The sequence below is a fragment of the Streptomyces sp. BI87 genome, assembly GCF_025957665.1.
In the GTDB taxonomy this organism is placed as follows: Bacteria; Actinomycetota; Actinomycetes; order Streptomycetales; family Streptomycetaceae; genus Streptomyces; species Streptomyces albidoflavus.
The window spans coordinates 1,208,047-1,229,765 of record NZ_CP110079.1; the positions used below are offsets into that span (position 1 = coordinate 1,208,047).

The following is a 21,719-nucleotide window of genomic DNA, read 5'->3' on the forward strand; positions in this document are numbered from 1 at the left end:
GGCCTCAGACGCCGGCCGGGCTGGAATGCGGCCCGGTCTCTGCGGGGCGGCCGAACGTCCGGACCGGACCGACGCGAGGTGGCCCCAGACGCCGGCCGGGCTGAGATTGGCTGATCTCTGTCTCGGGCGCCGGCCGGGCTGGAAGTGGCTGAGGTCTGCCCGGCCGGCGTCGTGGGTCCTACGGCTTGACGCCCACGAAGCCCCACTGTTCGACGGGGTCGCCGGTCGGGGGTGTGTCGGGGCGCCAGAGGGTGATGGAGCCGAAGCCCGGGGGAAGGAGTTCGAGGCCGTCGGCGAAGGAGGCGATGGTCTCCTGGGGGCGGGAGATGTAGGGGATGGCGCCGCCGTCCGCGTACTCGTCCGAACCGGCCTTGGTCAGGGGGGTCTCGATGGTGTCGCAGAGGACCAGGTGGCTGCCGGAGGGCAGGGCGTCGAGGTAGGAGCGGATCAGGGCGGCCGCCTGGGCGTCGTCGGCGACGTGGCCGAGGGTCGACATCAGGAGGACCGCGACCGGCTGGGTGAGGTCCAGGGTGCGGGCCGCCTCGCGGAGCACCGTGGGCGCGTCGGTGAGGTCGGCGTGCACGTAGTCCGTGGCGCCCTCGGGGCCGCTGGTCAGCAGGGCCCGGGCGTGGGCGAGGACGATCGGGTCGTGGTCGACGTAGACGATGCGGGAGGTGGGGGCGGCGGCCTGGGCCACCTCGTGGGTGGCCTCGGCGGTGGGCAGGCCGGTGCCGAGGTCGAGGAACTGGCGGATGCCCGCCTCCCCGGCGAGGTGGCGCACCGCGCGGGCCTGGAACTGGCGGGAGGCCCGGGCGATGTCGACGATCTGCGGGAACATCTCCGCCATCCGCTGCCCCAGCGCGCGGTCGGCCTCGTAGTTGTCCTTGCCGCCCAGCCAGTAGTTCCAGATCCGTGCGGAGTGCGGCACTCCGTTGTTCAGCTCCTGCTCGACCGGCGGCGTCATCTTCCGTCTCCCATCAGGCGGTTCAGCGAGCCGCCCGCCCCGGGGCGACCGCTCGGCGCGCCCGGTCGCCCGGGCACGATCATGGTCGCTCACAGATCCTTCACGCACCAGCCCCTCACGCCGCAGGACTGACCACCCGTCACGACGGCTGGGCCCGCGGAAGGGTCAGAGCAGGCGGCGGATGTCCCCGCGGACGCGGTAGAAGCCGCCGGACGCGGCGTGCACGGCGTCGACCACGTACCGCGCGCCGGGCTCGCGTATCGCGCGGGGGAACTGGACGTTCCACGAGGGGTCGTACCCCTCGGTCGTCACCTGGACCCGGAGGCGGCCGCCCTCCTGGACGCACTCGACCACGACGGACCCGGCGGGGACCTGGCCGACGGCGGCGAGCGCGCCGGCCGCCGTGGCCGGGGCGCGGGCGGGCAGCGCGGCGGCGAGCTTCACGTCCCGGGCGACCGGGACCGAGCCCTGCTGGGCGGCGGTGACCGCGGCCTCGCTCGCGTCGACGCAGACAAGCGAGCCGTCGGTGGTGACCAGGTAGAGGCGTTCGTCGCGGTACTGCATGGACAGGGCGGAGCCGCCGCCCGTGCCGAGCTTCCACAGCCGGGTGCCGTCGCGGTCGAAGCAGTAGACGGAGGAGGCCGCGTCGGCGGCGAAGACGAAGCGGCCGCCGGGCGAGGTGGCGCAGGAGTAGACCGCGCCGTCGCAGACGAAGGTGGCCTCGACCGCCCCGGTGCCCTTCGACAGCCGCTGCACCACGCGGTGGGCGGTGCCCGCGTAGACCGCGTCGTCCTCCTGCCAGCCGAAGAGGACGCCGCCCCTGGTCGGGGTGTGCCAGAACTGGCCGCCGCCGTCGGGGCGGTAGGCGGTGACGCCGCCGCTGTGGCCGTGGTAGACCGCGCGGTCGTCGGCGCGGATCATCCAGGCGTGCTCGCCCTGGCTGCGGCGGGCCCACTGGTGCTCGTCCTCGTGGTCGATGACGGTGAGGCCGCCGGAGCGGTCCGAGACGTTCAGCACGCCCTCGTGGATGTCGAGCCAGAAGATGTCGACGTCGGCGGCGATGTCGTAGGCGGCGAAGGGGAGTTTGGCGGAGAGGTCGTAGACCTTGCCGTCGTCGCACCCCGCGTAGATCCAGAAGTCGTCCGCGACCAGGCACTTGACGCCGTCCGGCAGGCCGAAGCGGGCGAGGACGGCGCCCTCGTGGTCCAGGGTGTAGACGTCGCCCGCCTGGTTGCCCACCCAGCAGCGGTCCTCGTCCACGTGGATGCCGAAGGCGGCGGAGCCGGTGCGGAACCGCCACAGCACGGGGGCGACGGCGCGCGCCGTGGAGGGGGCGGAGGAGACCTGGCGCCGCGTCACCGCGCGCGGGGCGCGCTGACCGGGGACGGCGGGCGCGTACCCCTTGCGGGACTTCTCGGCGATCTTCTTCGCGGCGGCGGCCGCGGCCTTCTCCCGGGTGGGGAAGGTGGTCGTCTGGGTCTGCCCGGTGGCGCCGATCCGCCCGTACCGGACCGTCACCACGCAGTCGGCGACGGTCACCTCGTAGAACTTGTGGGCCGAGCCGTCGTCCTGCGACAGCTCCAGATACGTCGTCGTCACCGTGGCTCCGGCGGGCATGGCAGACCCCTCCCCAGGGGTGGGCCCGCCGGCCGCTCCGGCGAGTCCCACTGAACGAACCGTAGGAGGCCGCACTGACAACGGGCCCGGCCGCTCCCACCTGCCGCCGCTCGCGGCCGGACGTACCCTGCCGGGCAGGACGGATGTGGAGCACGGCCGAGGAGAGGAGCCACGATGAGCGACGTGACCGACGAGGCGGAGCTGCGGTACCTGCGCCGCTGTGTGGAACTGGCCGCGGAGGCGCTCGACGCGGGCGACGAGCCCTTCGGGTCGGTCCTGGTGGACGGGGACGGGGCGGTACGGGCCGAGGACCGCAACCGGGTGGCCTCCGGGGACCGGACCCGGCACCCGGAGTTCGCGCTCGCCCGCTGGGCGGCGGACCACCTGACGGTGGCCGAACGGGCGGCCGCCACCGTCTACACCTCGGGCGAGCACTGCCCGATGTGCGCGGCGGCCCACGCCTGGGTGGGGCTGGGCCGGATCGTGTACGCCGCCTCCTCGGACCAGCTCACCGGCTGGCTCGCGGAGTGGGGCGTACCGGCGTCCCCGGTCGCGCCCCTGCCCGTGGCGGCCGTGGCCCCCGGCGTCACGGTGGAAGGTCCGGCTCCGGAGCTGACCTCGCAGGTCAGGGCGCTCCACGCCCGCCTGCACGGCGTAACGGACGGCGCAAGCTGAGCCCCGGGCCGGGGCCCCTCGCGCCCCGGCCCCGACGCCCCCGAGGGCGGGAACCGGACGCGGAAATCCGGGGCGCGGGCGGCCCGATCCGTACGTACGGCGCCGCGCGGTGTCCGGTCAGCGGACGCGGCCGGACGGAATCGGGGGCCGGCGGCGCGCGTTCCCCCTTCATGAACCGTCCCCGGCCGACCGGAACCGGTCACCCCGACCGGCACTCCCGGTGACCCGAACCCCCTCTTGACGCCCGTCGCGGGCTTCTCCAGCATTCACCTCGTCCCACCGGCATCCGCCTTCCCACGGCGCCGCCCCGCCCCAGGGCCCGGCCGGCGCCGCCGCTCCGCACCACGCGCCGCGTCCCACGCTCGTCGCTCACCGCGCCACCGCTCGCCGGTGTCCGGGCGAGGCCCCTGCCGCCCGGCGCCCCGCACCTTCCGTCCTGTCCCCGTACGGAGATCCGGAGCCCCGCGATGATCCTTTCCGCCCGTAGCCGTGCCGCCGCCGTGCTGGCCGTGGCGGCCCTGCTCGGCCCGGTGGCCACGCAGGCCGCCGCCCAGCCCGCCGCCACCCCCGTGACGGCCCTGGCCGCGCCCGACATACCGGTGAGCAGCGTGAAGGCGCACCTCACCCAGCTCCAGTCGATCGCCACCGCCAACGGCGGCAACCGGGCCCACGGCCGGCCCGGCTACCTGGCCTCGGTGAACTACCTCAGGGCCAAGCTGGACGCCGCCGGGTTCACCACCTCGCTCCAGACCTTCACGGCGAGCGGCGCCACCGGCTACAACCTGATAGCCGACTGGCCCGGCGGCGACCCCAGCCAGGTCCTGATGGCCGGGGCCCACCTGGACTCGACCACCTCGGGCCCGGGCATCAACGACAACGGCACCGGCTCGGCCGCCGTCCTGGAGACCGCGCTGGCCGTCTCCCGCGCCCAGCTCAAGCCGGAGAAGCACCTGCGGTTCGGCTGGTGGGGCGCGGAGGAACTGGGGCTGCTGGGCTCGCGGGCGTACGTCAACAGCCTCTCCACGGCGCAGCGCGCCACCTTCGCGGGCTACCTCAACTTCGACATGATCGGCTCGCCGAACCCCGGCTACTTCGTCTACGACGACGACCCGGCCATCGAGAAGACGTTCAAGGACTACTACGCCGGGCTGGGCGTCCCCACCGAGCCGGACAGGGTGGGCGACGGCCGCTCCGACCACGCGAGCTTCAAGAACGCCGGGATACCCGTCGGCGGCCTGTTCACGGGGGCCGGGGAGCGCAAGACGGCGGCCCAGGCGCAGAAGTGGGGCGGCGCCTCGGGGCAGTCCTTCGACCGCTGCTACCACTCCTCCTGCGACACGACGGCCAACGTCAACGACACCGCGCTGGACCGCAACAGCGACGCCCTCGCGCACGCGGTGTGGACGCTGGGCGCCCCCACCGTCCGGTAGTGCTCTCCTGAGCGGCCCTGGTGCCGCCCTAGGTGGGGTGGCCGTGCTTCCGGCCACCCCACCCAGGCGCGTAAAAAGTGCACGGCGGTACGAACCGGTCACTCCCGAGCCCCGCCCGGGAGACCGCCGCAAGATCGAAAGAGCGGTCGGGTTAGCATATGAGCACCGCCTAGCTCGAAAGATAAACCTGTGACTGTCAACGAGGACTCGTTCACCAACTGGAAGAACCGCGAGGAGATCGCGGAGTCGATGATCCCGATCATCGGGAAGCTGCAGCGTGAGCGGGACGTCACCGTCCTCCTCCACAGCCGCTCCTTGGTGAACAAGTCGGTGGTCAGCATCCTGAAGACGCACCGGTTCGCGCGGCAGATCGCGGGCGCCGAGCTCTCGGTCACCGAGACGATGCCGTTCCTCCAGGCGCTGACCACGCTCGACCTGGGACCGTCGCAGATCGACATCGGCATGCTCGCCGCGACGTACAAGACCGACGACCGCGGTCTCTCCGTCGCCGAGTTCACCGCCGACGCCGTGGCCGGCGCCACCGGCGACCAGAAGATCGACCGCCGCCAGCCGCGCGACGTCGTCCTCTACGGCTTCGGCCGGATCGGCCGCCTCGTCGCCCGCCTGCTCATCGAGAAGGCGGGCTCCGGCAACGGCCTGCGGCTGCGCGCCATCGTGGTGCGCCGGGGCAAGGGCCAGGACATCGTCAAGCGCGCCTCGCTGCTGCGCCGCGACTCCATCCACGGCCAGTTCCAGGGCACCATCACCGTGGACGAGGCGAACGACAAGATCATCGCCAACGGCCACGAGATCCAGGTGATCTACTCCGACGACCCGGCCCAGGTCGACTACACGGAGTACGGCATCAAGGACGCCATCCTCATCGACAACACCGGCCGCTGGCGCGACCGCGAGGGGCTCTCCAACCACCTGCGCCCCGGCATCGCCAAGGTCGTGCTGACCGCTCCGGGCAAGGGCGACGTCCCGAACATCGTGCACGGCGTCAACCACGAGGACGTCAAGCCGGACGAGCAGATCCTCTCCTGCGCCTCCTGCACCACCAACGCGATCGTCCCGCCGCTGAAGGCGATGGCGGACGAGTACGGCGTCCTGCGCGGCCACGTGGAGACCGTCCACTCGTTCACCAACGACCAGAACCTGCTGGACAACTACCACGCCTCCGACCGGCGTGGCCGCTCCGCGCCGCTCAACATGGTCATCACCGAGACCGGCGCCGCCTCCGCCGTCGCCAAGGCGCTGCCCGAGCTGAAGGCGCCGATCACCGGCAGCTCGATCCGCGTCCCCGTGCCGGACGTCTCGATCGCCATCCTCAGCCTGCGGCTGGGCCGCGAGACCACCCGCGAGGAGGTCCTCGACCACCTGCGCGAGGTCTCGCTCACCTCGCCGCTGAAGCGCCAGATCGACTTCATCACCGCCCCCGACGCGGTCTCCAGCGACTTCATCGGCTCGCGCCACGCCTCGATCGTCGACGCCGGCGCCACCAAGGTCGACGGCGACAACGCCATCCTCTACCTCTGGTACGACAACGAGTTCGGCTACTCCTGCCAGGTCATCCGAGTCGTCCAGCACGTCTCCGGGGTCGAGTACCCGACCTTCCCGGCCCCCGAGGCCGTCTGAGCAGGCCGGCTCGTCAGAAGGGCGCTGTCCGCTCTCCCCTGCCGCACCGCGGGGAGAGCCGGGCGGCGCCCTTCGGCGTCGCTCCAGGGGCTGCTCTTCGTCGTGGTGGTCGGAACAGGACGGGGTCGCAGCTCCCGCCGACGCGAAGGAGGCAGCCGGCCGAGGCCGAGGCGGTGACCGGCGCATGACGCTCCTCTCCCTCGACACGGTGCACGCCGGGTACGGCCGCTCCACCGTGCTGCACGGCATCTCCGCGCCGCCGTCCACTGCCACGTCCTGGAGGCGGGCCGGGTCACCTTGTCGGGAGCGGGCGGGGCGGGGGCGGAGGAGGTGGTGCGGGGGTGCTGCGGGTGTGAGCCGGGCCGGGCACCACCGGCACCGGGGCGCGTACGGAAGCGGAGGGACACCGGCTTCCGTACGCGCCCGATCGGGTCCCCGAACCGGACACGGGCACTTTCCGGGCGCCGCTCGGGCCCGAAACGGGCATCACTCCGTGGAGCGTCGGGGCCTCTCCCTATGCTGACCAGCACGGTCCACCCCGCCCGAACGGGCAAGAACGGGCACGAGCACCCCCGCACAGGAGGTGGCCGAGTCACCGGCGCTGCTTGTACAAACGACACGTGAGCCCGAACGGACCGGTCCGGGCTCCGCAGTGGACCGCACCGCAGCAGAACCGGAAGGGCGTCGTGGGCACCGAGGAACGCCGCAGAGGGATTCTCCACACCGCCCGCCGGGACGGCTCGGTGGAGGTGAACGCGCTCGCTGCCCTGTTCCGCGTGGCCAAGGAGACCATCCGCCGTGATCTGCACGTACTGGAGGAACACGGTCTGGTCCGCCGCACCCACGGCGGGGCCTATCCCGTGGAGTCGGCGGGGTTCGAGACCACGCTGGCCGTCCGCACCACCCGCAACGTGCCGCAGAAGTCGCGGATCGCTGCGGCCGCGGCCGACCTGCTCGGCGACGCCGAGACGGTCTTCGTCGACGAGGGCTTCACCCCGCAGCTCGTCGCCGAGGCGCTGCCGAAGGACCGCGAACTGACCGTCGTCACCGCCTCCCTGGCCGTCGCGACCGCGCTGGCCGGGGCGGAGAGGACCGCCGTGCTGCTGCTCGGCGGACGGGTGCGCGGCTCCACCCTGGCCACCGTCGGGCACTGGGCGGGGCGGATGCTCGGTGACTTCGTGGTCGACCTGGCGTTCATCGGCGCCAACGGCATCTCCCGCTCGTACGGCCTGACCACCCCGGACCCGACGGTCGCCGAGGTGAAGGCGCAGGCGGTGCGGTGCTCGCGGCGGCGGGTCTTCGTCGGGCTGCACACCAAGTTCGGCGCGGTGAGCTTCTGCCGGTTCGCCGAGGTCGCCGACTTCGAGGCCATCGTCACCGACACCGGCCTCACCTCCGCCGAGGCCCAGCGCTACTCCCTCCTCGGCCCCCAGGTCATCCGCGTCTGACCTGACCCGTCCCCTCCCTGTCCGCACGGCACCGCCCCCCGCGAGTGCCGGGGCGCGGTCCGCCGCGCCCGTACTCCCCCCCTTTCCCCACCGAGCCGCGACCCCTCAGGAGTTCCCCATGGCCCCTCCGCGACCACGCCACGGACCGCGCCGCCGCCTTCTGCGAACCGGAGCGGCGGCGGCCGCGCTGGCGCTGCTCTCCGGATGTGCCGGGGCGGGCGGCACCTCGTTCGGCGGCGGCGACGCGCTGAACGTACTGATGGTGAACAACCCGCAGATGGTCGAGTTGCAGAAGCTCACCGCGAAGCACTTCACGAAGGAGACCGGCATCAAGGTCCACTTCACGGTGCTGCCGGAGAACGACGTGCGCGACAAGGTCAGCCAGGACTTCTCCAACCAGGCCGGCCAGTACGACATCGCCACCATCAGCAACTTCGAGCTGCCCTTCTTCGCGAAGAACGGCTGGCTGCACGAGCTGGACGGCTACGTCGCCAAGGACCCCGGCTTCGACCAGGACGACATCCTCGCCCCGCTGCGCGAGTCGCTGACCGCCGAGGACGGCAAGCTCTACGCCCAGCCGTTCTACGGCGAGTCCTCCTTCCTCATGTACCGCAAGGACATCTTCGAGGAGGAGGGGCTGACCATGCCGGAGCAGCCCACCTGGAAGGAGGTCGCGGAGCTGGCCGAGCGGACCGACGGCTCCCGCCCCGGGATGAAGGGCATCTGCCTGCGCGGCCTGCCCGGCTGGGGCGAGGTCATCGCCCCGCTGACCACGGTGGTCAACACGATGGGCGGCACCTGGTTCACCGAGGACTGGGAACCGCAGCTGACCTCACCGGAGTTCAAGAAGGCCACCAAGTTCTACGTCGACCTCGTCCGCTCCCACGGCGAGCGCGGCGCCCCGCAGTCCGGGTACGCCGAGTGCCTGAACAACATGACCCAGGGCAAGTCGGCCATGTGGTACGACGCCACGGCGGGCGCAGGTTCCCTGGAGGCGTCCGGCTCCCCGGTGAAGGGCAAGATCGGGTACGTACCGGCGCCGGTCGAACAGACGAAGAGCTCGGGCTGGCTCTACACCTGGGCCTGGGGCCTCCAGAAGGCGTCCATCAAGTCCGACGACGCCTGGAAGTTCATCTCCTGGGCCTCCAGCAAGGAGTACGAGGAGCTGGTCGGCGCCACCAGCGGCTGGTCCAACGTCCCCGCGGGCAAGCGCGCCTCCACCTATGCCAACCCCGAGTACCGCGCCGAGGCCGGGGCCTTCGCCGACGTCACCGAGAAGGCCATCTCCTCGGCCGACCCGAAGAACCCGGGCACCCAGCCCCGCCCGACCGCGGGCATCCAGTTCGTCGGCGTACCGGAATTCACCGACCTGGGCACCAGGGTCGCCCAGGAGATCAGCGCCGCCATCGCGGGCCGCCAGTCGGTGGACGCCGCGCTCGCCACCTCCCAGAAGCTGGCCGAGAAGGTCGCGGAGGAGTACCGATGACCACATCCACCGCCCCGGCGAAGGCATCGAGGCCGCCCGCGCCCGTGCCGCCCGCCGCCACCCGGGGCAGCAGGGCCAAGGCGTGGGCGACCCGGGCGCCGCTGCTGCCCGCGCTGGTCTTCCTCGTCGTCGTCACCCAGCTGCCGTTCGTGGCGACGCTCGTCCTCTCCCTCTTCGACTGGAACTCCCTCAGTCCGGAGAAGCGCCACTTCACCGGCCTGTCCAACTACGCCTCGGTCTTCACCGACGCCGCCCTGCGCGACGCGGTGGTCACCACGGTGATCCTGACCGCCTCGGTGGTCCTGGTCAGCGTGGCGCTCGGCCTCGGCTTCGCCCTGCTCCTCAACCGCCGCTTCTTCGGCCGGGGCATGGTCCGCACCCTGCTCATCACGCCGTTCCTGCTGGTCCCGGTCTCCGCCGCGCTGCTGTGGAAGCACGCGCTGTACAACCCGGAGTACGGGCTGTTCAACGGCGCGCTCAACTGGTTCGGCTCGCTCTTCGGCATCGAGGAGGTGGTCCAGCCGGACTGGATGTCGTCGATGCCGCTGGCCGCCGTGGTGGCCGCGCTGGTGTGGCAGTGGACGCCGTTCATGATGCTGATCCTGCTGGCGGGGCTCCAGAGCCGCCCCGACGACATGATGGAGGCGGCCCGCATCGACGGTGCCGGGCGCTGGCAGATGTTCGCCTTCATGACCCTGCCCCATCTGCGCCGCTACCTCGAACTGGGCATCCTGCTCGGCTCGGTGTACATCGTGCAGAACTTCGACGCGGTCTTCACCCTCACCTCCGGCGGCCTCGGCACCGCCAACCTCCCCTACACCGTCTACGAGACCTTCTACCGGGCCCACGAGTACGGCCTGGCCTCCGCCGTCGGCGTCGTCGCGGTGATCGGCACGGTGCTCATCGCCACCGTCGCCCTGCGGGTGGTCTCGTCCCTCTTCCGCGAGGAGGCGAGCCGCGCATGAGCGCCTCGACCACAACCCCGGTCACAGCACCGGCCACAGCCCCGGCCACCCGGCCCCGCCGCCGCGTCACCGGCGTCGCGATCACCGCCTGGGTGCTCGCCCTGGTCTTCTGCTTCCCCGCCCTGTGGATGGTGCTGACCTCCTTCCACGCGGAGTCCGACGCCGCCACCAACCCGCCCTCCTTCGCCGCCTCCCTCACCCTGGACGGCTACCGCACCTTCTTCGGCGGCGGAGGCGGCCCGACCCCCTGGCCCCCGCTGGTCAACTCCCTGACCGCCTCCTTCTTCTCCACCGTGCTGGTCCTGCTCCTCGCCCTCCCGGCGGCGTACGCCCTCTCCATCCGGCGCGTGCGCAAGTGGACCGACGTGCTCTTCTTCTTCCTCTCCACCAAGATGCTGCCGGTCGTGGCGGGCCTGCTGCCGATCTACCTCTTCGCCCGCAACACCGGGCTGCTCGACAACGTCTGGCTGCTCGTCCTCCTCTACACCTCGATGAACCTGCCGATCGCGGTGTGGATGATGCAGTCCTTCCTCTCCGACGTGCCCGTCTCGATCATCGAGGCGGCCCAGGTCGACGGGGCGCGGCTGCCGACCGTGCTGGGCCGGGTGGTGGCGCCGGTCGCCGCGCCCGGGATCGCGGCCACCGCGCTGATCTGCTTCATCTTCAGCTGGAACGAGCTGCTCTTCGCCCGGGTGCTGACCGGCGTCGTCGCCTCGACCGCCCCCGTCCACCTGACCACTTTCGTCACCAGCCAGGGCCTCTTCCTGGCCCAGCTCTGCGCCGCCTCGGTGGTCGTGTCCCTGCCGGTGCTCGCCGCCGGCTACGCCGCCCAGGACAAACTCGTCCAGGGCCTCTCCTTGGGAGCAGTCAAATGAAGGCAGCCATCGTCGAAGCCGTCGGCAAGGTGTCCCTCACCACCGTGCCCGACCCGGAGCCGGGTCCGCGCGACGTGGTCGTCAAGGTCGCCTCCTGCGGGCTGTGCGGCACCGATCTCCACATCCTCCAGGGCGAGTTCGCCCCGACGCTGCCGATCGTGCCGGGTCACGAGTTCGCCGGCGAGATCGTCGCCGCCGGCTCCCTCGTCACCGAACTCGCCGTCGGCGACAAGGTCGCCGTCGACCCCTCCCTGCACTGCCACGAGTGCCGCTACTGCCGCTCGGGCCGCGGCAACCTGTGCGACAACTGGGCCGCCATCGGCGTCACCACGGCCGGCGGCGCCGCCGAGTACGCCGTCGCCCCCGTCGCCAACTGCGTCCGCCTCCCCGACCACGTCGACGTCCGCGACGCCGCCCTCATCGAGCCGCTCTCCTGCGCGGTCCGCGGCTACGACGTGCTCCGCGGCAACCTCGGCTCCGAGGTCCTCATCTACGGCTCGGGCACCATGGGCCTGATGATGCTGGAACTGGCCAAGCGCACCGGCGCCGCCCGCGTCGACGTCCTCGACGTCAACCCCGACCGCCTCGCCACCGCCGGCCTCCTCGGCTGCTCCGCCACGGCCGCCCGCGCCGAGGAACTCGACCGCCCCGCCGGCTGGGACATCGTCATCGACGCCACCGGCAACGCCCAGGCCATCCAGGACGGCCTGGGCCGCGTCGCCAAGGGCGGCACCTTCCTCCAGTTCGGCGTCTCCGACTACGCCACCACCGCCGTCATCGAGCCCTACCGCATCTACAACCAGGAAATCACCATCACCGGCTCCATGGCCGTCCTCCACAGCTACGAACGAGCCGCCGCCCTCTTCGCCTCAGGCGTCCTCGACCCGTCGGTCTTCATCAGCGACCGCCTCCCCCTGGACCAGTACCCGGAGGCGATCGAGCGGTTCCGGGCGGGCGAGGGGAGGAAGATCGTGGTGGAGCCCTGGGGGTGAGGGGGCGGGGGCTGCCCGGCTCCGGCGTGACGGGCGCCGGGCAGCCTCACCGGGCGTCGGTCGCGGCGCGTACGCGGGGCCGGAACCGGAGGATGGCGGCGGCCACGGCGTCGAGGTGACTCTCCAGGAGGAAGTGACCGCCGTCGAGCAGCACGACCTCCGCGTCGGGGGCGTCACGCCGGAACGCCTCGGCGCCGGCCGGCCCGAAGATCTCGTCGTTGCGGCCCCAGACGGAGAGGACAGGCACACCGCTCGACCGGAGCCACTCGTGCACTGCCGGGTAGAGGTCCCGGTTGCCCGGATAGTCGCCGAACAGGGCGAGTTGGGCACGGTCGACACCCGTGCGGGCGAGCAGCGCCAGGTCGTGCTCCCAGGCGTCGGGATCGATCAGGCTGGGGTCGGGCACGCCGTGGGTGTACTGCCACTCGATGGCCTCGCGGCCCAGGGCCGGCCGCAGTCGTTCCAGGTTCTCGGCGGTCGGCTCGTCCCCGTAGGCCCAGATGGGTTCCCAGAACTCCGGTACGAAGCCCTCCTCGTAGGCGTTGCCGCTCTGTGAGACGACGGCGGTGACCGCCTGAGGGGACGCCAGAGCGAGCCGCCAGCCGATCGGGGCGCCGTAGTCCTGCACGTAGATCGCGTACCTCTGCACGCCGAGAGCGGCGAGAAAGCCACGCGTGACCTCAGCCAGGGCGTCGAACGTGTAGGGGAACTCCGCCACGTCCGGCGCCGAAGAGCGGCCGAAGCCGATGTGGTCCGGCGCGATCACCCGGTAGGGGCCGGCCAGTGCCGGGATCAAGTGCCGGAACATGTGCGAGCTGGACGGATAGCCGTGCAGCAGCAGGAGGACGGGCGCGTCCGAAGGACCGGCCTCCCGGTAGAAGACGGTCAGACCGTCCACGTCCACGGTGCGATGGTGAACAGCAGCCACGCTAACCTCTTAACTCGTTTTAACCGGTTAGGCTATGCTCATCATGCACAGCGCCGCAGGGGGCGTCAAGGAGAGTGAGCCGTGACCCGGACCGAGGACGAGGACCTGCTGCTCGCCGTGCTCAACAGTGCCCCGGTGATCGACGGACACCCGACGGACACCCTGGACGCACCGGGCGCCGCGGACTGGGCGCGCGCACTCGGCGGGACGGGCACCACCGCGGAACGCGAGCGCCTCCGCGAGGTGCGCGACACCCTGCACCGCCTGATCCGGGGCACCTCCGAGGACGTCGTCCCCCTCACCTCCGCACTCGACCGGGTCCGCCTGCGCCCCACCGCCTCCCCGGCAGGCGTGGACTGGCGCCTGGAAGCACCCCCCGACGACGCACTTCCGGCCCGCACCACCCTTGCCTGGTCCCGCGTCACCACCGAACTCCCCGGCCGCCTACGCCCCTGCGCCAACCCTCGCTGCAACCTGTTCCTCATCGACCACAGCCGCCCCGGCACCGCCCGCTGGTGCTCCATGGCTACGTGCGGGAACCGGATGAAGGCCCGAAGCCACGCACGCCGGAGGCGGGGGGAGGAGTGAGGGCGCGGCAGCCGCGGACGCGAGGGCCCGACTCAACTGCCGGCGGGACGGCCGGCCCGTCCGGCGGCGGTACGTGGAACAGCCGCACGCCCACTGCGGCGACGCAGGCGCCTCGGACCACGGCCTCCCCGATCTCGGGAGCACGCTCACCGAGAGACGCCGCGCCTCGGTCACGTCACCGGCACACCCCCGCGTCCGCTACGGCCCGACCGTTTCCCCGGAGAAACGGCGTGCGGCCGCGAGCTCGACCAGGCGGGCCAACTCCCCACGCCCGCGCTCGATCAGCTCCAGCGCCGCCGTCGGCGCCACGTCCGGCGGAAGCGGCGTGTCGGTGATCACGTCGGTGAGGCCGTACGAGCCGAGAAGCCATCGCCGGAGTGCACGCCAGTCCTCGCCCCGGCGGAGCGAGAGGTGGTCCTCCCACGGGGCCGCCTCGTACGGAGTGCGGTCGGCGCCGTTGGCGTGCAGCAGCCCGGACCGGCGCACGAGACACGGGAAGCAGACTCCGCAGTTGGCCAACGACGGTCCGCCCTTCCGTCTGGCGGGCGGCTTCCCGCAGCTCAGCGTCGACTCCAGCTCCGAGGGGGTGAGGCCCGCCGCCTTTCCGGCCGCACACACCTCTCCCTTCGTCAGCCACCCCCAAGGGTTGACCACCGTCACCGCACCGGCGCCCTCACCGACCACACCCAACACCGAGTTCAGGAGGGCAAGCGTGCGCGGGTGCACCGACCGGGTCGAACAAGCCGCCGAACGAGCGGGAGTGAGAGGAGGATTGAGAGCGAGCTGCCCATTCTCCGGAACATGGACGGTGGCCACACCATGTGCGGTGGCGGCTCGCACCGCTCCGGACGCGTACAGAAGTCCGCGGGTGCGGGAGGAGGTCTCCAGCCGGAGTGGAGATCCGTCCCCCCTCGGAGTCTGGCTCATCGGCAACAACATCACCGGTCGGGCCCCACTGAGCCTTTCGACGGCGCTGTACACCTGCCTCTGCTGGCGCAACAGGCCGATCTCGCGGAACATCACGAGTAGCAGCGGACGCGAGTCCTCCACGCGGGAGCGCGCTGCGGCCCAGCTGGTGGAATCCAAACCGCCTGAGAACAAAGCGACTTCGGAGGCGCGCGGCTCTTCGGGAAAGTCCAGCGCTTCCTCGACGCCGTGCCCGGTGAGGGGCCGGAACTCGATCTCCCACGCGTCCCCCGTGAGAAGCTGGAACAACCCGGCGAGGTCGTCGCGAACCGTTCCGCTCCGCCACCGCCCGTACTCCGTGACGGGTACGGAGAGTCTGACGTGCCGCGCCCACCGGTCCCGTCCGCCGTCACGGCGTACGTACTTGTCGACGATGAACGCTGCCCTGGCGACCCTGAACAGGTCTTCGGCCCAGTCGGGAACCGGGCCGGGCAGGCGGTGCCGGCCCGTGATGCGGCGCTCGTCCTCCTGGAAGGCCTCCTCACCGACCTCCGTCCAGCGGCCGTCCCCGGACCGGTCCGCGTGGTGGCCTCGCCACCAGAAGAAATGGCCGGGACGCGTCATGCGGCGACTCCCTCATCACCGGTGATCTCTTCACCGGCCAGTCCCAGCACCTTGCCCACGGCCCTCGACACCAGCGCCTCGGCGATCTCGGGCAATACCAGGGGCTCCTCAAGGTCTCCCTCTGCCGAGGGCACGGCGTCCACCGCCTCCTCACAAGGGTTCGGCACCAGGCCCACCAGCTTCTCTGCGACCCAGTCGGCGATCCTGCCCTCCGGATCGGCCACGACCAACACGGGCGCGGCCTGCCGGACGTGTTCGGCGACCACGGACCGGAGGAACTCCCCCACCGTGTCGGCGAAGAACATCCGGTACAGATCGCACAGGATGTCCCACGCGAAGCCACCCTCGGAAGAAGGGGCGTCGGTCATCGCCTCGTCCCACTCCCCGTGCCGTTCTCGGACGTTCCGTACCGCCTCGGCGACGCCCCGCCGCACGGCGGCATCGGCCAACGTACCCCCGTCCGCGCCCACCTCTGAGACGAGTCGGGCGACAAGTTCCCCCTCCGACCGCACACCCTTCGTGGCCAGGGAACCCAACGTGTGCGCCAGCCGCTCCCCAGCCTCGCAGACGACGCCGTACAGCCCGAACGCCGAGGGGTCGGCACGGACCGTCTCGTGCAACGCCCGCAGATGGTCCGCGGCGATCTCCTCCAGGCGCTGGTCCGCGTTCCGCGACTCAGGGTCCCACCGCGCCAGACGCCGCGCCGCCGCACTCCACCGGTCGCCGCGCGGCCCCTTCCACCGCGTGGATGTTCCCATGACGCCCCCGTCCGCCGGCACTGCTCCTCCGCCGCTCGACATGGCAGCAGAACGGCGGATGACCGGACAGGGCGCGAATCAGCCAGGATGGGGCCGGGCAGGTCGGCCTCAACCCCTCACGCTCGGAAACGAGCGGGTCAGCCGGCAGGGCAGCTACGCGGAATCACGGCGACAGGATCCCCCTCGCCCGCAGGGAGCTCGCGTACCGAGGATCGACGCCGAAGTAGTCAGCCGGGACCCGGCCCGACCGCCACGCCTGAACCGGATGGCGGAAGAGGGGCTGGGCATACCCCCAGCAGGCCAGGAAGAACAGTGTCAGTGCCACCGAGATCACCAGCACATATGCCGAGGCCACGAACTGCCACACGTGCGCGACGCCGATGTACTCCGCCCGCACATGGAACGCGCCGCCGTACCAGGTGAAAAGCACAGGGCTGAGCCCGCCGAGAGCCGGAATCACTACCGGCAACCCAGCGACGGACACCGCTACTTGGAACGGTCTCCGGCTGCCCGCACGGGCCAGGCGCCGGATGCCGCCCGTGACGAACAGCAGGCCGACCAGGAGGAAGTGCCAGAACAGAGCGGCCTCGGTCCCACGACCTGGGTCTCCCACACCGTCACCGCGAAGAGGGGCCCACTGTCAGCCAGCGCAGCAAGCCACCCGTAACCAAGCCGGCGCCGGCGACTGTTCGCTCCCTCATCCGGGATCTGACCTCCGTCCGTGGTTGCCGACGCAAGACGGAGAAGCGGAGTCACGACGGTCACGCACCACCAGCTCAGCAGCGCCCAGCCCACCAGCGCGAGCAGCGTCGCCCACCACGGGCCCGAAGCAGCGGGGGTGCCGAGCGCAGCCGCCGTACAGCTCAGCGCCGTCGCCTTCACCATCCACGTGCGACTCTCCGCCGCACCCGTCCGGTGCATGCCGTCGTGTGCCCCCACTCGACGCGGGAAACGGCGCCCTTACGCTTCCCGTGACAGCACGCCGCCTGGCCTCGTCGAACGAGCCGTGGAACACCGTCCCGGTGTCATGCACCCCCACGCGCCGCTCAGCGTTGAACAGCCACCGGGCCCAGCGATGGGCAAGCGTGCTGCGCGGTTGTCAGACGAACCAGTGAGGTTCCTGCCGACGCTGCCTGCGCTCCACGCTCGCGCCCAGCCGCAAGTCCAACTGAGCTTCGTCTGCGAGGTTCTCGATCTCCCGGGCCGCCCACCGTTCAGGACGACGACCGGCATCACGCCCAGCCGGCATGCCAAGCACATAGACCGACTTGCGGTCCACCTCACCGAGGGCAACTCCAGCCTGCACAGCTTTCCGGAAACGCTTCTTCCTCAGCGTCAAGTACTTCCCAACCCTGCGCTCCCGAACAAGGCGCGCGCCCGACGCCTGTGCTCGGCAGGCCCCCTGAGAGCGACTTCCACCGTGACGAAGCGCAGTGCACTCCCACCGGCCCCGCTCTGGTGACTCTCCACACAGATCTCCCTTCAGCGGAAATACATCTCCCCCTGCGAATGAGGGAGTTCAGCACCCATCCACTGAAGCGGCCCGTGCGGGGCGAATGCCTCGTCCCGCACGGCCGCACCTTGAGGCAGACCAGCACCAAGGTCACTCCGGACGACACCTGACAGAAAGCAGGTCAGGAGTCCTTCTTCACCGGCTCCAGAATCGCCACGCACTCCACATGATGCGTCATCGGAAACACGTCACGTTAAGCGAGGAAGGCATAAGCGCAGGTCAGGGTTGGTTCCCGGCCCTCTGAGCGCCCCTGTGGGCACCTGGAGCGTCATACGAGCGTCACGGCAACAGTGGTGGAGCCCATCGCAGTAGACACTGGCGGCGTTCCAGGACCCTCACCACCACGGTCGGTGCGCTGTCCGTTTCGGCGGTCCATGGGCTGGTCTTTCCCATCACAGGGGGATGGGCCACACTTCCGATCCGTGGCCCGTCCCCCTGGCGTTGTCGGCGCGTGCAGCTACTGACGTACAGCGGCCCACTGCACGGAAAGGCGCTGCAGAAGCTGCTCGGCCGAGTCGTCGGGGTGGAACTCCCGGAGGACCTGTGCGAGACGCAGGGCGCGGGCCACCTGGGGACCAGGGGAAAGGCCAAGTGAACCGTTCCGGGTCCGGTAGAGACTCGATTCCGTGAAAGGATTGAGTCATGGCACGCCCCTCCTCCTATCCCCTTGAGCTGCGCAAACGAGCGGTCCGTATGGTCGCCGAGGTCCGCGGTGACTACCCGAACGAGTCGGCTGCGCTGCGGGCGGTCGCCCAGAAGCTCGGCATCGGCTCGGCCGAGACCCTGCGGAACTGGGTGAAGCGCGACGAGATCGACTCCGGTCAGCGTCCGGGGACGACCACGGAGGAGTCCGCCCAGATCAAGGCGATGAAGAAGGAGATTGCCGAGCTGAAGCGGGCGAACGACATCCTGAAGGCTGCGGCAAGTTTCTTCGCGGCCGAGCTCGACCGGCCACACACACGCTCGTAGCGTTCATCGACGAGCACCGGGCCCGCTTCGGCGGTGTCGAGCCGATCTGCCGCGTGCTCACCGAGCACGACTGCAAGATCGCCCCTTCTACCTATTACGCCCACCATAAACGGCTTCAGGTCCCGTCAGCCCGCACCATCCGCGACGCCGAGCTGAAGCCGCTCATCCAACAGATCTTCGACGCCAACTATCGTGTCTACGGGGCCAGGAAGGTCTGGCGTGAGCTGCACCGACAGGGCCACTTCGTGGCCCGGTGCACCGTCGAACGCCTCATGCGCGAGCTGGGCGTCGCAGGTGCCGTCCGCGGGAAGAAGATCATCACCACGATCCCGGACGGCAGCGTCGAGCGGGCACCGGACCTGCTGGACCGCAACTTCGTCGCGCCTCCCCCAACCGCTGCTGGGTCGCCGACTTCACTCACGTCAGCACCTGGTCGGGAGTCGTCTACGTCGCCTTCGTCGTGGACACCTTCTCCCGCCGGATCGTCGGCTGGTCCGCAGCCCTGTCGAAGGAGACACGGCTCGTCCTGGACGCGCTGGACATGGCCCTGTGGCAACGCGACCGCGACGAAAAGCCGCATCAGCGGGGCGAGTTGATACATCACTCCGATGCCGGTTCGCAATACACGAGCTTCCGGCTCGCCGAGCACCTGGACGCCGCCGGCATCGCGGCCTCGATCGGCTCCGTCGGCGACGCCTACGACAACGCCCTCATGGAGTCCACGATCGGCCTGTTCAAAACCGAGCTGATCAAGCCCGGACAGCCCTGGAGGACGCTCTCCCAGGTTGAGCTGGCCACCGCGGAATGGATCGACTGGTACTGCCACCGCCGACTCCACGGTGAAATAGGGCACATCCCACCCGTCGAATACGAGACCAACTACTACCTCGCCACCACGAAACCCCAGGTCACAACCAAAATCTGAGGTCTCTACCGCACCCGGGGCGGTTCAAGGGTAAGCACCGTTGCAGTACTAGTCGTGGGTCATCTTCGCCGGCGTGGTCGGTGCCATCAGCAGCACCGGTTGGGTCCGGTCCAGGGCCTGTATCTATGATTTCTCGTCCACGGCCAGGACCAGGGCGTTCTCCGGCGGGGGCAGGTAGATGCCCACCACGTCGCGGACCTTGGTCACGAACTACGGGTCGGTCGACAGCTTCCACTCCTCCACGATGTGGGGCTTGAGGCCGAACGCCCGCCAGATCCGCGACACGGCCGACTCCGACATTCCCTCCGGCTCGGCCATCGAGCGCGTCGACCAGTGCGAATCCCCCTGCGGCGGCGCCTGGCCGAGGGTCCTGGCGACCAGGGCTTCGGCCCGCTCGTCCGTGATCCGTGGCGGTGGCCCCGAACGCGGCCGGTCCACCAGACCCTCCAATCGGTCCGCGGTAAACCGGGACCGCCACTTACGCACCGTCTCCCGCAAGACACCCAGGTCGTCCGCAACCCGCGCGTTCGACAGGCCCTCCACACACGCCAGCACGATCCTCGACCGCAGTACCAGCGCCTGCGACGCCGTCCGCCTACGCAACCAACCGCGCAGCACCCGGCGTTCGTGATCGGACAGCTCCAACGGCAACGGCTTCGGAGCAGACATTACCCCACCATATAACCGCAAGCGAACTACCGACTCAGGACACTAGGTATTTTACATCTTCATTCACCTTTCTCACCCTTGGTATTTCCCATGAGAATTCTCAGGGCCTCCTTATGTCCGTAGTATTCCGCCATCTCGGCCGGCGTCTCACCGCTAGGCGCCCGCAGCAATGGATCAGCGCCGTAATAGAGCAAGGCCTTCGTAAAAGAAGACCCCATCTCCTCTCCTCCCTGAATAGCAGTATCTGCCTCATAGTCAATAGCCCGAAGCAGCAGAGTCATCCCATCACAAACCTCATCCGGATCGACTCCTTGCCGCAAAAGATGAACCAGGCCATCCAAGTCATCATCTTCGATAGCTTGATGGGCTGGCGTTCGAATATTCCCATCCTCTTGAGGAGAGTAATGTTCCATATTGCCTCCACCGCCACGAAACGAATCAGGAATTTGCATTACCACCCAAAACGACTCCGTACGCACCACACGCCGCAAAGAACGGCGCAGCGAGCAGCTTGCAAAGTCGATTGCACGAATTGCGCCGCGGGAGGCTGCATTCTAGCAGCTTACTGAAGCGCTGGTACATCACGCTAGGACACGGCAACCTTGCAGGCGCAGACCGTGTGGATTGGCGCCCACACTACGTAACCGCCAGAGACAGGCTAGCTCGTGAGCGGCAGCCCAATTCGTGGCACACTGAGCACGCACTCACCAAGGTAGCGGGGTGAAGCGCGCCCTACCTCCTGACAAAGAGACGTAGTCCGGCCGTACACGACCACCTAACTGGACTGCCGGGCCCTCCATGTTAAGCAGAGCCGATCGGACGGATTAAGGGCTGTCCCGTAAATGATCTCCGAGTCGCCTCGGGCATGGTTGACCGCCGTGTGGCCTGCTGCCCTATCCGGCGAGGGTGAGGTTGTGCATCCGGGCGATTCCGAGCATGGCGTGGTGGACTCCGTCTCCTTTGAGGCGGCAGTCGCGGAGGATCTTCCAGGTCTTCATGCGGGCGAAGACATGCTCGACGCGGGCGCGGACCTGCTTGTGGGACTTGTTGTGTTCCTCTTTCCAGTCCGGAAGTTCGGTCCGGCCGCGCTCGCGCCGGTGAGGGATGACGAGTCCGGCTACCGGGGTAGCCGCCATCGGCGGTCGTGAGGGTCTTGCCGACGGCGGCCTTGGCACCGGATTCCTCCCGTGCTTTGCAGTCGTTGCGGTTCCCGGCGAGCGGCCGGCCGACCACAACGACCAGGCGGGTGTCGGCGTCGATGACGACCTGGTGGTTGGTGGAGTACCGATAGTTCTTCGACCGTTCGGCGATCGTGTGATCCCGGGTCGGCACCAGGGTGCCGACCCGGGATCAGCACGGTGTCCCTGGCGAACCGCTTGCGGGGCTGGAGAGCGAGCATCGGTCCGAGGTGGTCGATGATCCGGTCCGCCGCCGACTTGGACACCCCGAACAACGGGGCGAGCTGTCGCATGGTCAGGTTCGTGCGCCAGTAGGCCGCGACCAGCAGAGCCCGGTCCTCCAGCGAAAGGCTCCACGGCCGGCCCTTGCGGACCGCGTCCGCGCCCTCACGCCTCAGAACCGTCACCAGCTTCCCGAACTGCCGCGGGCTCAGCCCGGTGAACGGGGCTATCCAGGACGGCTCCGACGCCCTGATCACACCAGCCACACCATGATCATCTCATCCGTGACCAGCAGTTACGGGACAACCCTTAGGCGGTGACTACTGCTTTCACGCCGCCACCAGGTGCA

The 21,719-nt window shown here is 70.1% G+C and carries 17 protein-coding genes and 3 pseudogenes; 11 read left to right on the forward strand and 9 right to left on the reverse strand.

The window, feature by feature from the left end:
* Positions 1-178 precede the first annotated feature (178 nt).
* Together OIM89_RS05175 and OIM89_RS05180 are read right to left on the reverse strand one after the other, a co-directional pair.
* The gene (locus tag OIM89_RS05175; RefSeq protein ID WP_047469307.1) at positions 179-964 is read right to left on the reverse strand and encodes an SAM-dependent methyltransferase; all 786 of its coding nucleotides are present in this window, start codon (positions 962-964) and stop codon (positions 179-181) included.
* Positions 965-1,129: 165 nt separating this feature from the next.
* The gene (locus OIM89_RS05180) at positions 1,130-2,581 is read right to left on the reverse strand and encodes a WGR domain-containing protein (protein WP_030698157.1); all 1,452 of its coding nucleotides are present in this window, start codon (positions 2,579-2,581) and stop codon (positions 1,130-1,132) included.
* 174 nt (positions 2,582-2,755) lie between these two features.
* Between OIM89_RS05180 and OIM89_RS05185 the strand changes: the two genes are divergently transcribed.
* The 8 genes and pseudogenes from OIM89_RS05185 to OIM89_RS05220 all read left to right on the forward strand — a co-directional run bounded on the left by OIM89_RS05185 (position 2,756) and on the right by OIM89_RS05220 (position 12,090).
* The gene (locus OIM89_RS05185; RefSeq protein ID WP_030698158.1) at positions 2,756-3,256 is read left to right on the forward strand and encodes a nucleoside deaminase; all 501 of its coding nucleotides are present in this window, start codon (positions 2,756-2,758) and stop codon (positions 3,254-3,256) included.
* A 467-nt stretch (positions 3,257-3,723) separates the two neighbouring features.
* A pseudogene (locus OIM89_RS05190) lies at positions 3,724-4,677 on the forward strand (M28 family metallopeptidase); the annotation flags it as partial.
* A gap of 198 nt (positions 4,678-4,875) precedes the next feature.
* Positions 4,876-6,324: a glyceraldehyde-3-phosphate dehydrogenase gene (locus OIM89_RS05195; RefSeq protein WP_030698160.1), complete on the forward strand. Its 1,449-nt coding sequence runs from the start codon at positions 4,876-4,878 to the stop codon at positions 6,322-6,324.
* Positions 6,325-7,010: 686 nt separating this feature from the next.
* The gene (locus OIM89_RS05200; RefSeq protein ID WP_030698161.1) at positions 7,011-7,772 is read left to right on the forward strand and encodes a DeoR/GlpR family DNA-binding transcription regulator; all 762 of its coding nucleotides are present in this window, start codon (positions 7,011-7,013) and stop codon (positions 7,770-7,772) included.
* Positions 7,773-7,890: 118 nt separating this feature from the next.
* The gene (locus OIM89_RS05205) at positions 7,891-9,258 is read left to right on the forward strand and encodes an ABC transporter substrate-binding protein (protein WP_030698162.1); all 1,368 of its coding nucleotides are present in this window, start codon (positions 7,891-7,893) and stop codon (positions 9,256-9,258) included.
* Positions 9,255-10,223 carry a carbohydrate ABC transporter permease gene (locus OIM89_RS05210; RefSeq protein WP_030698163.1) on the forward strand — a complete coding sequence of 323 codons (969 nt, stop codon included), beginning with the start codon at positions 9,255-9,257 and terminating at the stop codon, positions 10,221-10,223. Before OIM89_RS05205 ends, OIM89_RS05210 begins: the two co-directional genes overlap by 4 nt.
* On the forward strand, positions 10,220-11,098 hold the full coding sequence (locus tag OIM89_RS05215; RefSeq protein WP_264491033.1) for a carbohydrate ABC transporter permease: 879 nt from the start codon (positions 10,220-10,222) through the stop codon (positions 11,096-11,098). The genes OIM89_RS05210 and OIM89_RS05215 overlap by 4 nt, the downstream gene beginning before the upstream one ends.
* On the forward strand, positions 11,095-12,090 hold the full coding sequence (locus OIM89_RS05220) for a zinc-dependent alcohol dehydrogenase family protein (protein ID WP_030698165.1): 996 nt from the start codon (positions 11,095-11,097) through the stop codon (positions 12,088-12,090). The genes OIM89_RS05215 and OIM89_RS05220 overlap by 4 nt, the downstream gene beginning before the upstream one ends.
* Before the next feature lie 46 nt (positions 12,091-12,136).
* On the opposite strand, the gene OIM89_RS05225 is transcribed toward OIM89_RS05220, so the two are convergent.
* On the reverse strand, positions 12,137-13,018 hold the full coding sequence (locus OIM89_RS05225; protein ID WP_047469295.1) for an alpha/beta fold hydrolase: 882 nt from the start codon (positions 13,016-13,018) through the stop codon (positions 12,137-12,139).
* Between the two features lie 81 nt (positions 13,019-13,099).
* Here OIM89_RS05225 and OIM89_RS05230 point away from each other — a divergent pair, with 81 nt between their 5' ends.
* Entirely contained in the window at positions 13,100-13,606 is a 507-nt protein-coding gene (locus OIM89_RS05230; protein WP_226964539.1) for a CGNR zinc finger domain-containing protein, read from the forward strand.
* A gap of 198 nt (positions 13,607-13,804) precedes the next feature.
* Here the strand turns inward: OIM89_RS05230 and OIM89_RS05235 are convergent, their stop codons facing one another.
* The 3 genes from OIM89_RS05235 to OIM89_RS05245 all read right to left on the reverse strand — a co-directional run bounded on the left by OIM89_RS05235 (position 13,805) and on the right by OIM89_RS05245 (position 16,507).
* On the reverse strand, positions 13,805-15,136 hold the full coding sequence (locus OIM89_RS05235; RefSeq protein WP_226964538.1) for a 7-cyano-7-deazaguanine synthase: 1,332 nt from the start codon (positions 15,134-15,136) through the stop codon (positions 13,805-13,807).
* Positions 15,133-15,894: a hypothetical protein gene (locus tag OIM89_RS05240; RefSeq protein WP_226964537.1), complete on the reverse strand. Its 762-nt coding sequence runs from the start codon at positions 15,892-15,894 to the stop codon at positions 15,133-15,135. Before OIM89_RS05240 ends, OIM89_RS05235 begins: the two co-directional genes overlap by 4 nt.
* A gap of 163 nt (positions 15,895-16,057) precedes the next feature.
* Positions 16,058-16,507, reverse strand: coding sequence for a hypothetical protein (locus tag OIM89_RS05245; RefSeq protein WP_264491034.1), 450 nt, complete (start codon positions 16,505-16,507; stop codon positions 16,058-16,060).
* 1,351 nt (positions 16,508-17,858) lie between these two features.
* Between OIM89_RS05245 and OIM89_RS05250 the strand changes: the two genes are divergently transcribed.
* Both OIM89_RS05250 and OIM89_RS05255 read left to right on the forward strand, forming a co-directional pair.
* The gene (locus OIM89_RS05250) at positions 17,859-18,002 is read left to right on the forward strand and encodes a hypothetical protein (RefSeq protein ID WP_217467460.1); all 144 of its coding nucleotides are present in this window, start codon (positions 17,859-17,861) and stop codon (positions 18,000-18,002) included.
* 47 nt (positions 18,003-18,049) lie between these two features.
* A pseudogene (locus OIM89_RS05255) lies at positions 18,050-19,301 on the forward strand (IS3 family transposase).
* A gap of 210 nt (positions 19,302-19,511) precedes the next feature.
* Here the strand turns inward: OIM89_RS05255 and OIM89_RS05260 are convergent.
* The 3 genes and pseudogenes from OIM89_RS05260 to OIM89_RS05270 form a co-directional block, all read right to left on the reverse strand.
* The gene (locus OIM89_RS05260) at positions 19,512-19,970 is read right to left on the reverse strand and encodes a helix-turn-helix domain-containing protein (protein ID WP_254642970.1); all 459 of its coding nucleotides are present in this window, start codon (positions 19,968-19,970) and stop codon (positions 19,512-19,514) included.
* A gap of 59 nt (positions 19,971-20,029) precedes the next feature.
* Complete coding sequence (locus OIM89_RS05265) at positions 20,030-20,452, reverse strand: ankyrin repeat domain-containing protein (protein WP_257203903.1); 423 nt, start codon at positions 20,450-20,452, stop codon at positions 20,030-20,032.
* Between the two features lie 411 nt (positions 20,453-20,863).
* Positions 20,864-21,636, reverse strand: a pseudogene (locus tag OIM89_RS05270) (transposase).
* Between the last annotated feature and the right edge of the window lie 83 nt (positions 21,637-21,719).

Coding starts and splice junctions, on each gene's coding strand:
- OIM89_RS05175 (WP_047469307.1), bottom strand. CDS start 964: ATGACGCCGCCGGTCGAGCAGGAGCTGAACAACGGAGTGCCGCACTCC.
- OIM89_RS05180 (WP_030698157.1), bottom strand. CDS start 2,581: ATGCCCGCCGGAGCCACGGTGACGACGACGTATCTGGAGCTGTCGCAG.
- OIM89_RS05185 (WP_030698158.1), top strand. CDS start 2,756: ATGAGCGACGTGACCGACGAGGCGGAGCTGCGGTACCTGCGCCGCTGT.
- OIM89_RS05205 (WP_030698162.1), top strand. CDS start 7,891: ATGGCCCCTCCGCGACCACGCCACGGACCGCGCCGCCGCCTTCTGCGA.
- OIM89_RS05210 (WP_030698163.1), top strand. CDS start 9,255: ATGACCACATCCACCGCCCCGGCGAAGGCATCGAGGCCGCCCGCGCCC.
- OIM89_RS05215 (WP_264491033.1), top strand. CDS start 10,220: ATGAGCGCCTCGACCACAACCCCGGTCACAGCACCGGCCACAGCCCCG.
- OIM89_RS05220 (WP_030698165.1), top strand. CDS start 11,095: ATGAAGGCAGCCATCGTCGAAGCCGTCGGCAAGGTGTCCCTCACCACC.
- OIM89_RS05235 (WP_226964538.1), bottom strand. CDS start 15,136: ATGACGCGTCCCGGCCATTTCTTCTGGTGGCGAGGCCACCACGCGGAC.
- OIM89_RS05240 (WP_226964537.1), bottom strand. CDS start 15,894: ATGGGAACATCCACGCGGTGGAAGGGGCCGCGCGGCGACCGGTGGAGT.
- OIM89_RS05260 (WP_254642970.1), bottom strand. CDS start 19,970: ATGTCTGCTCCGAAGCCGTTGCCGTTGGAGCTGTCCGATCACGAACGC.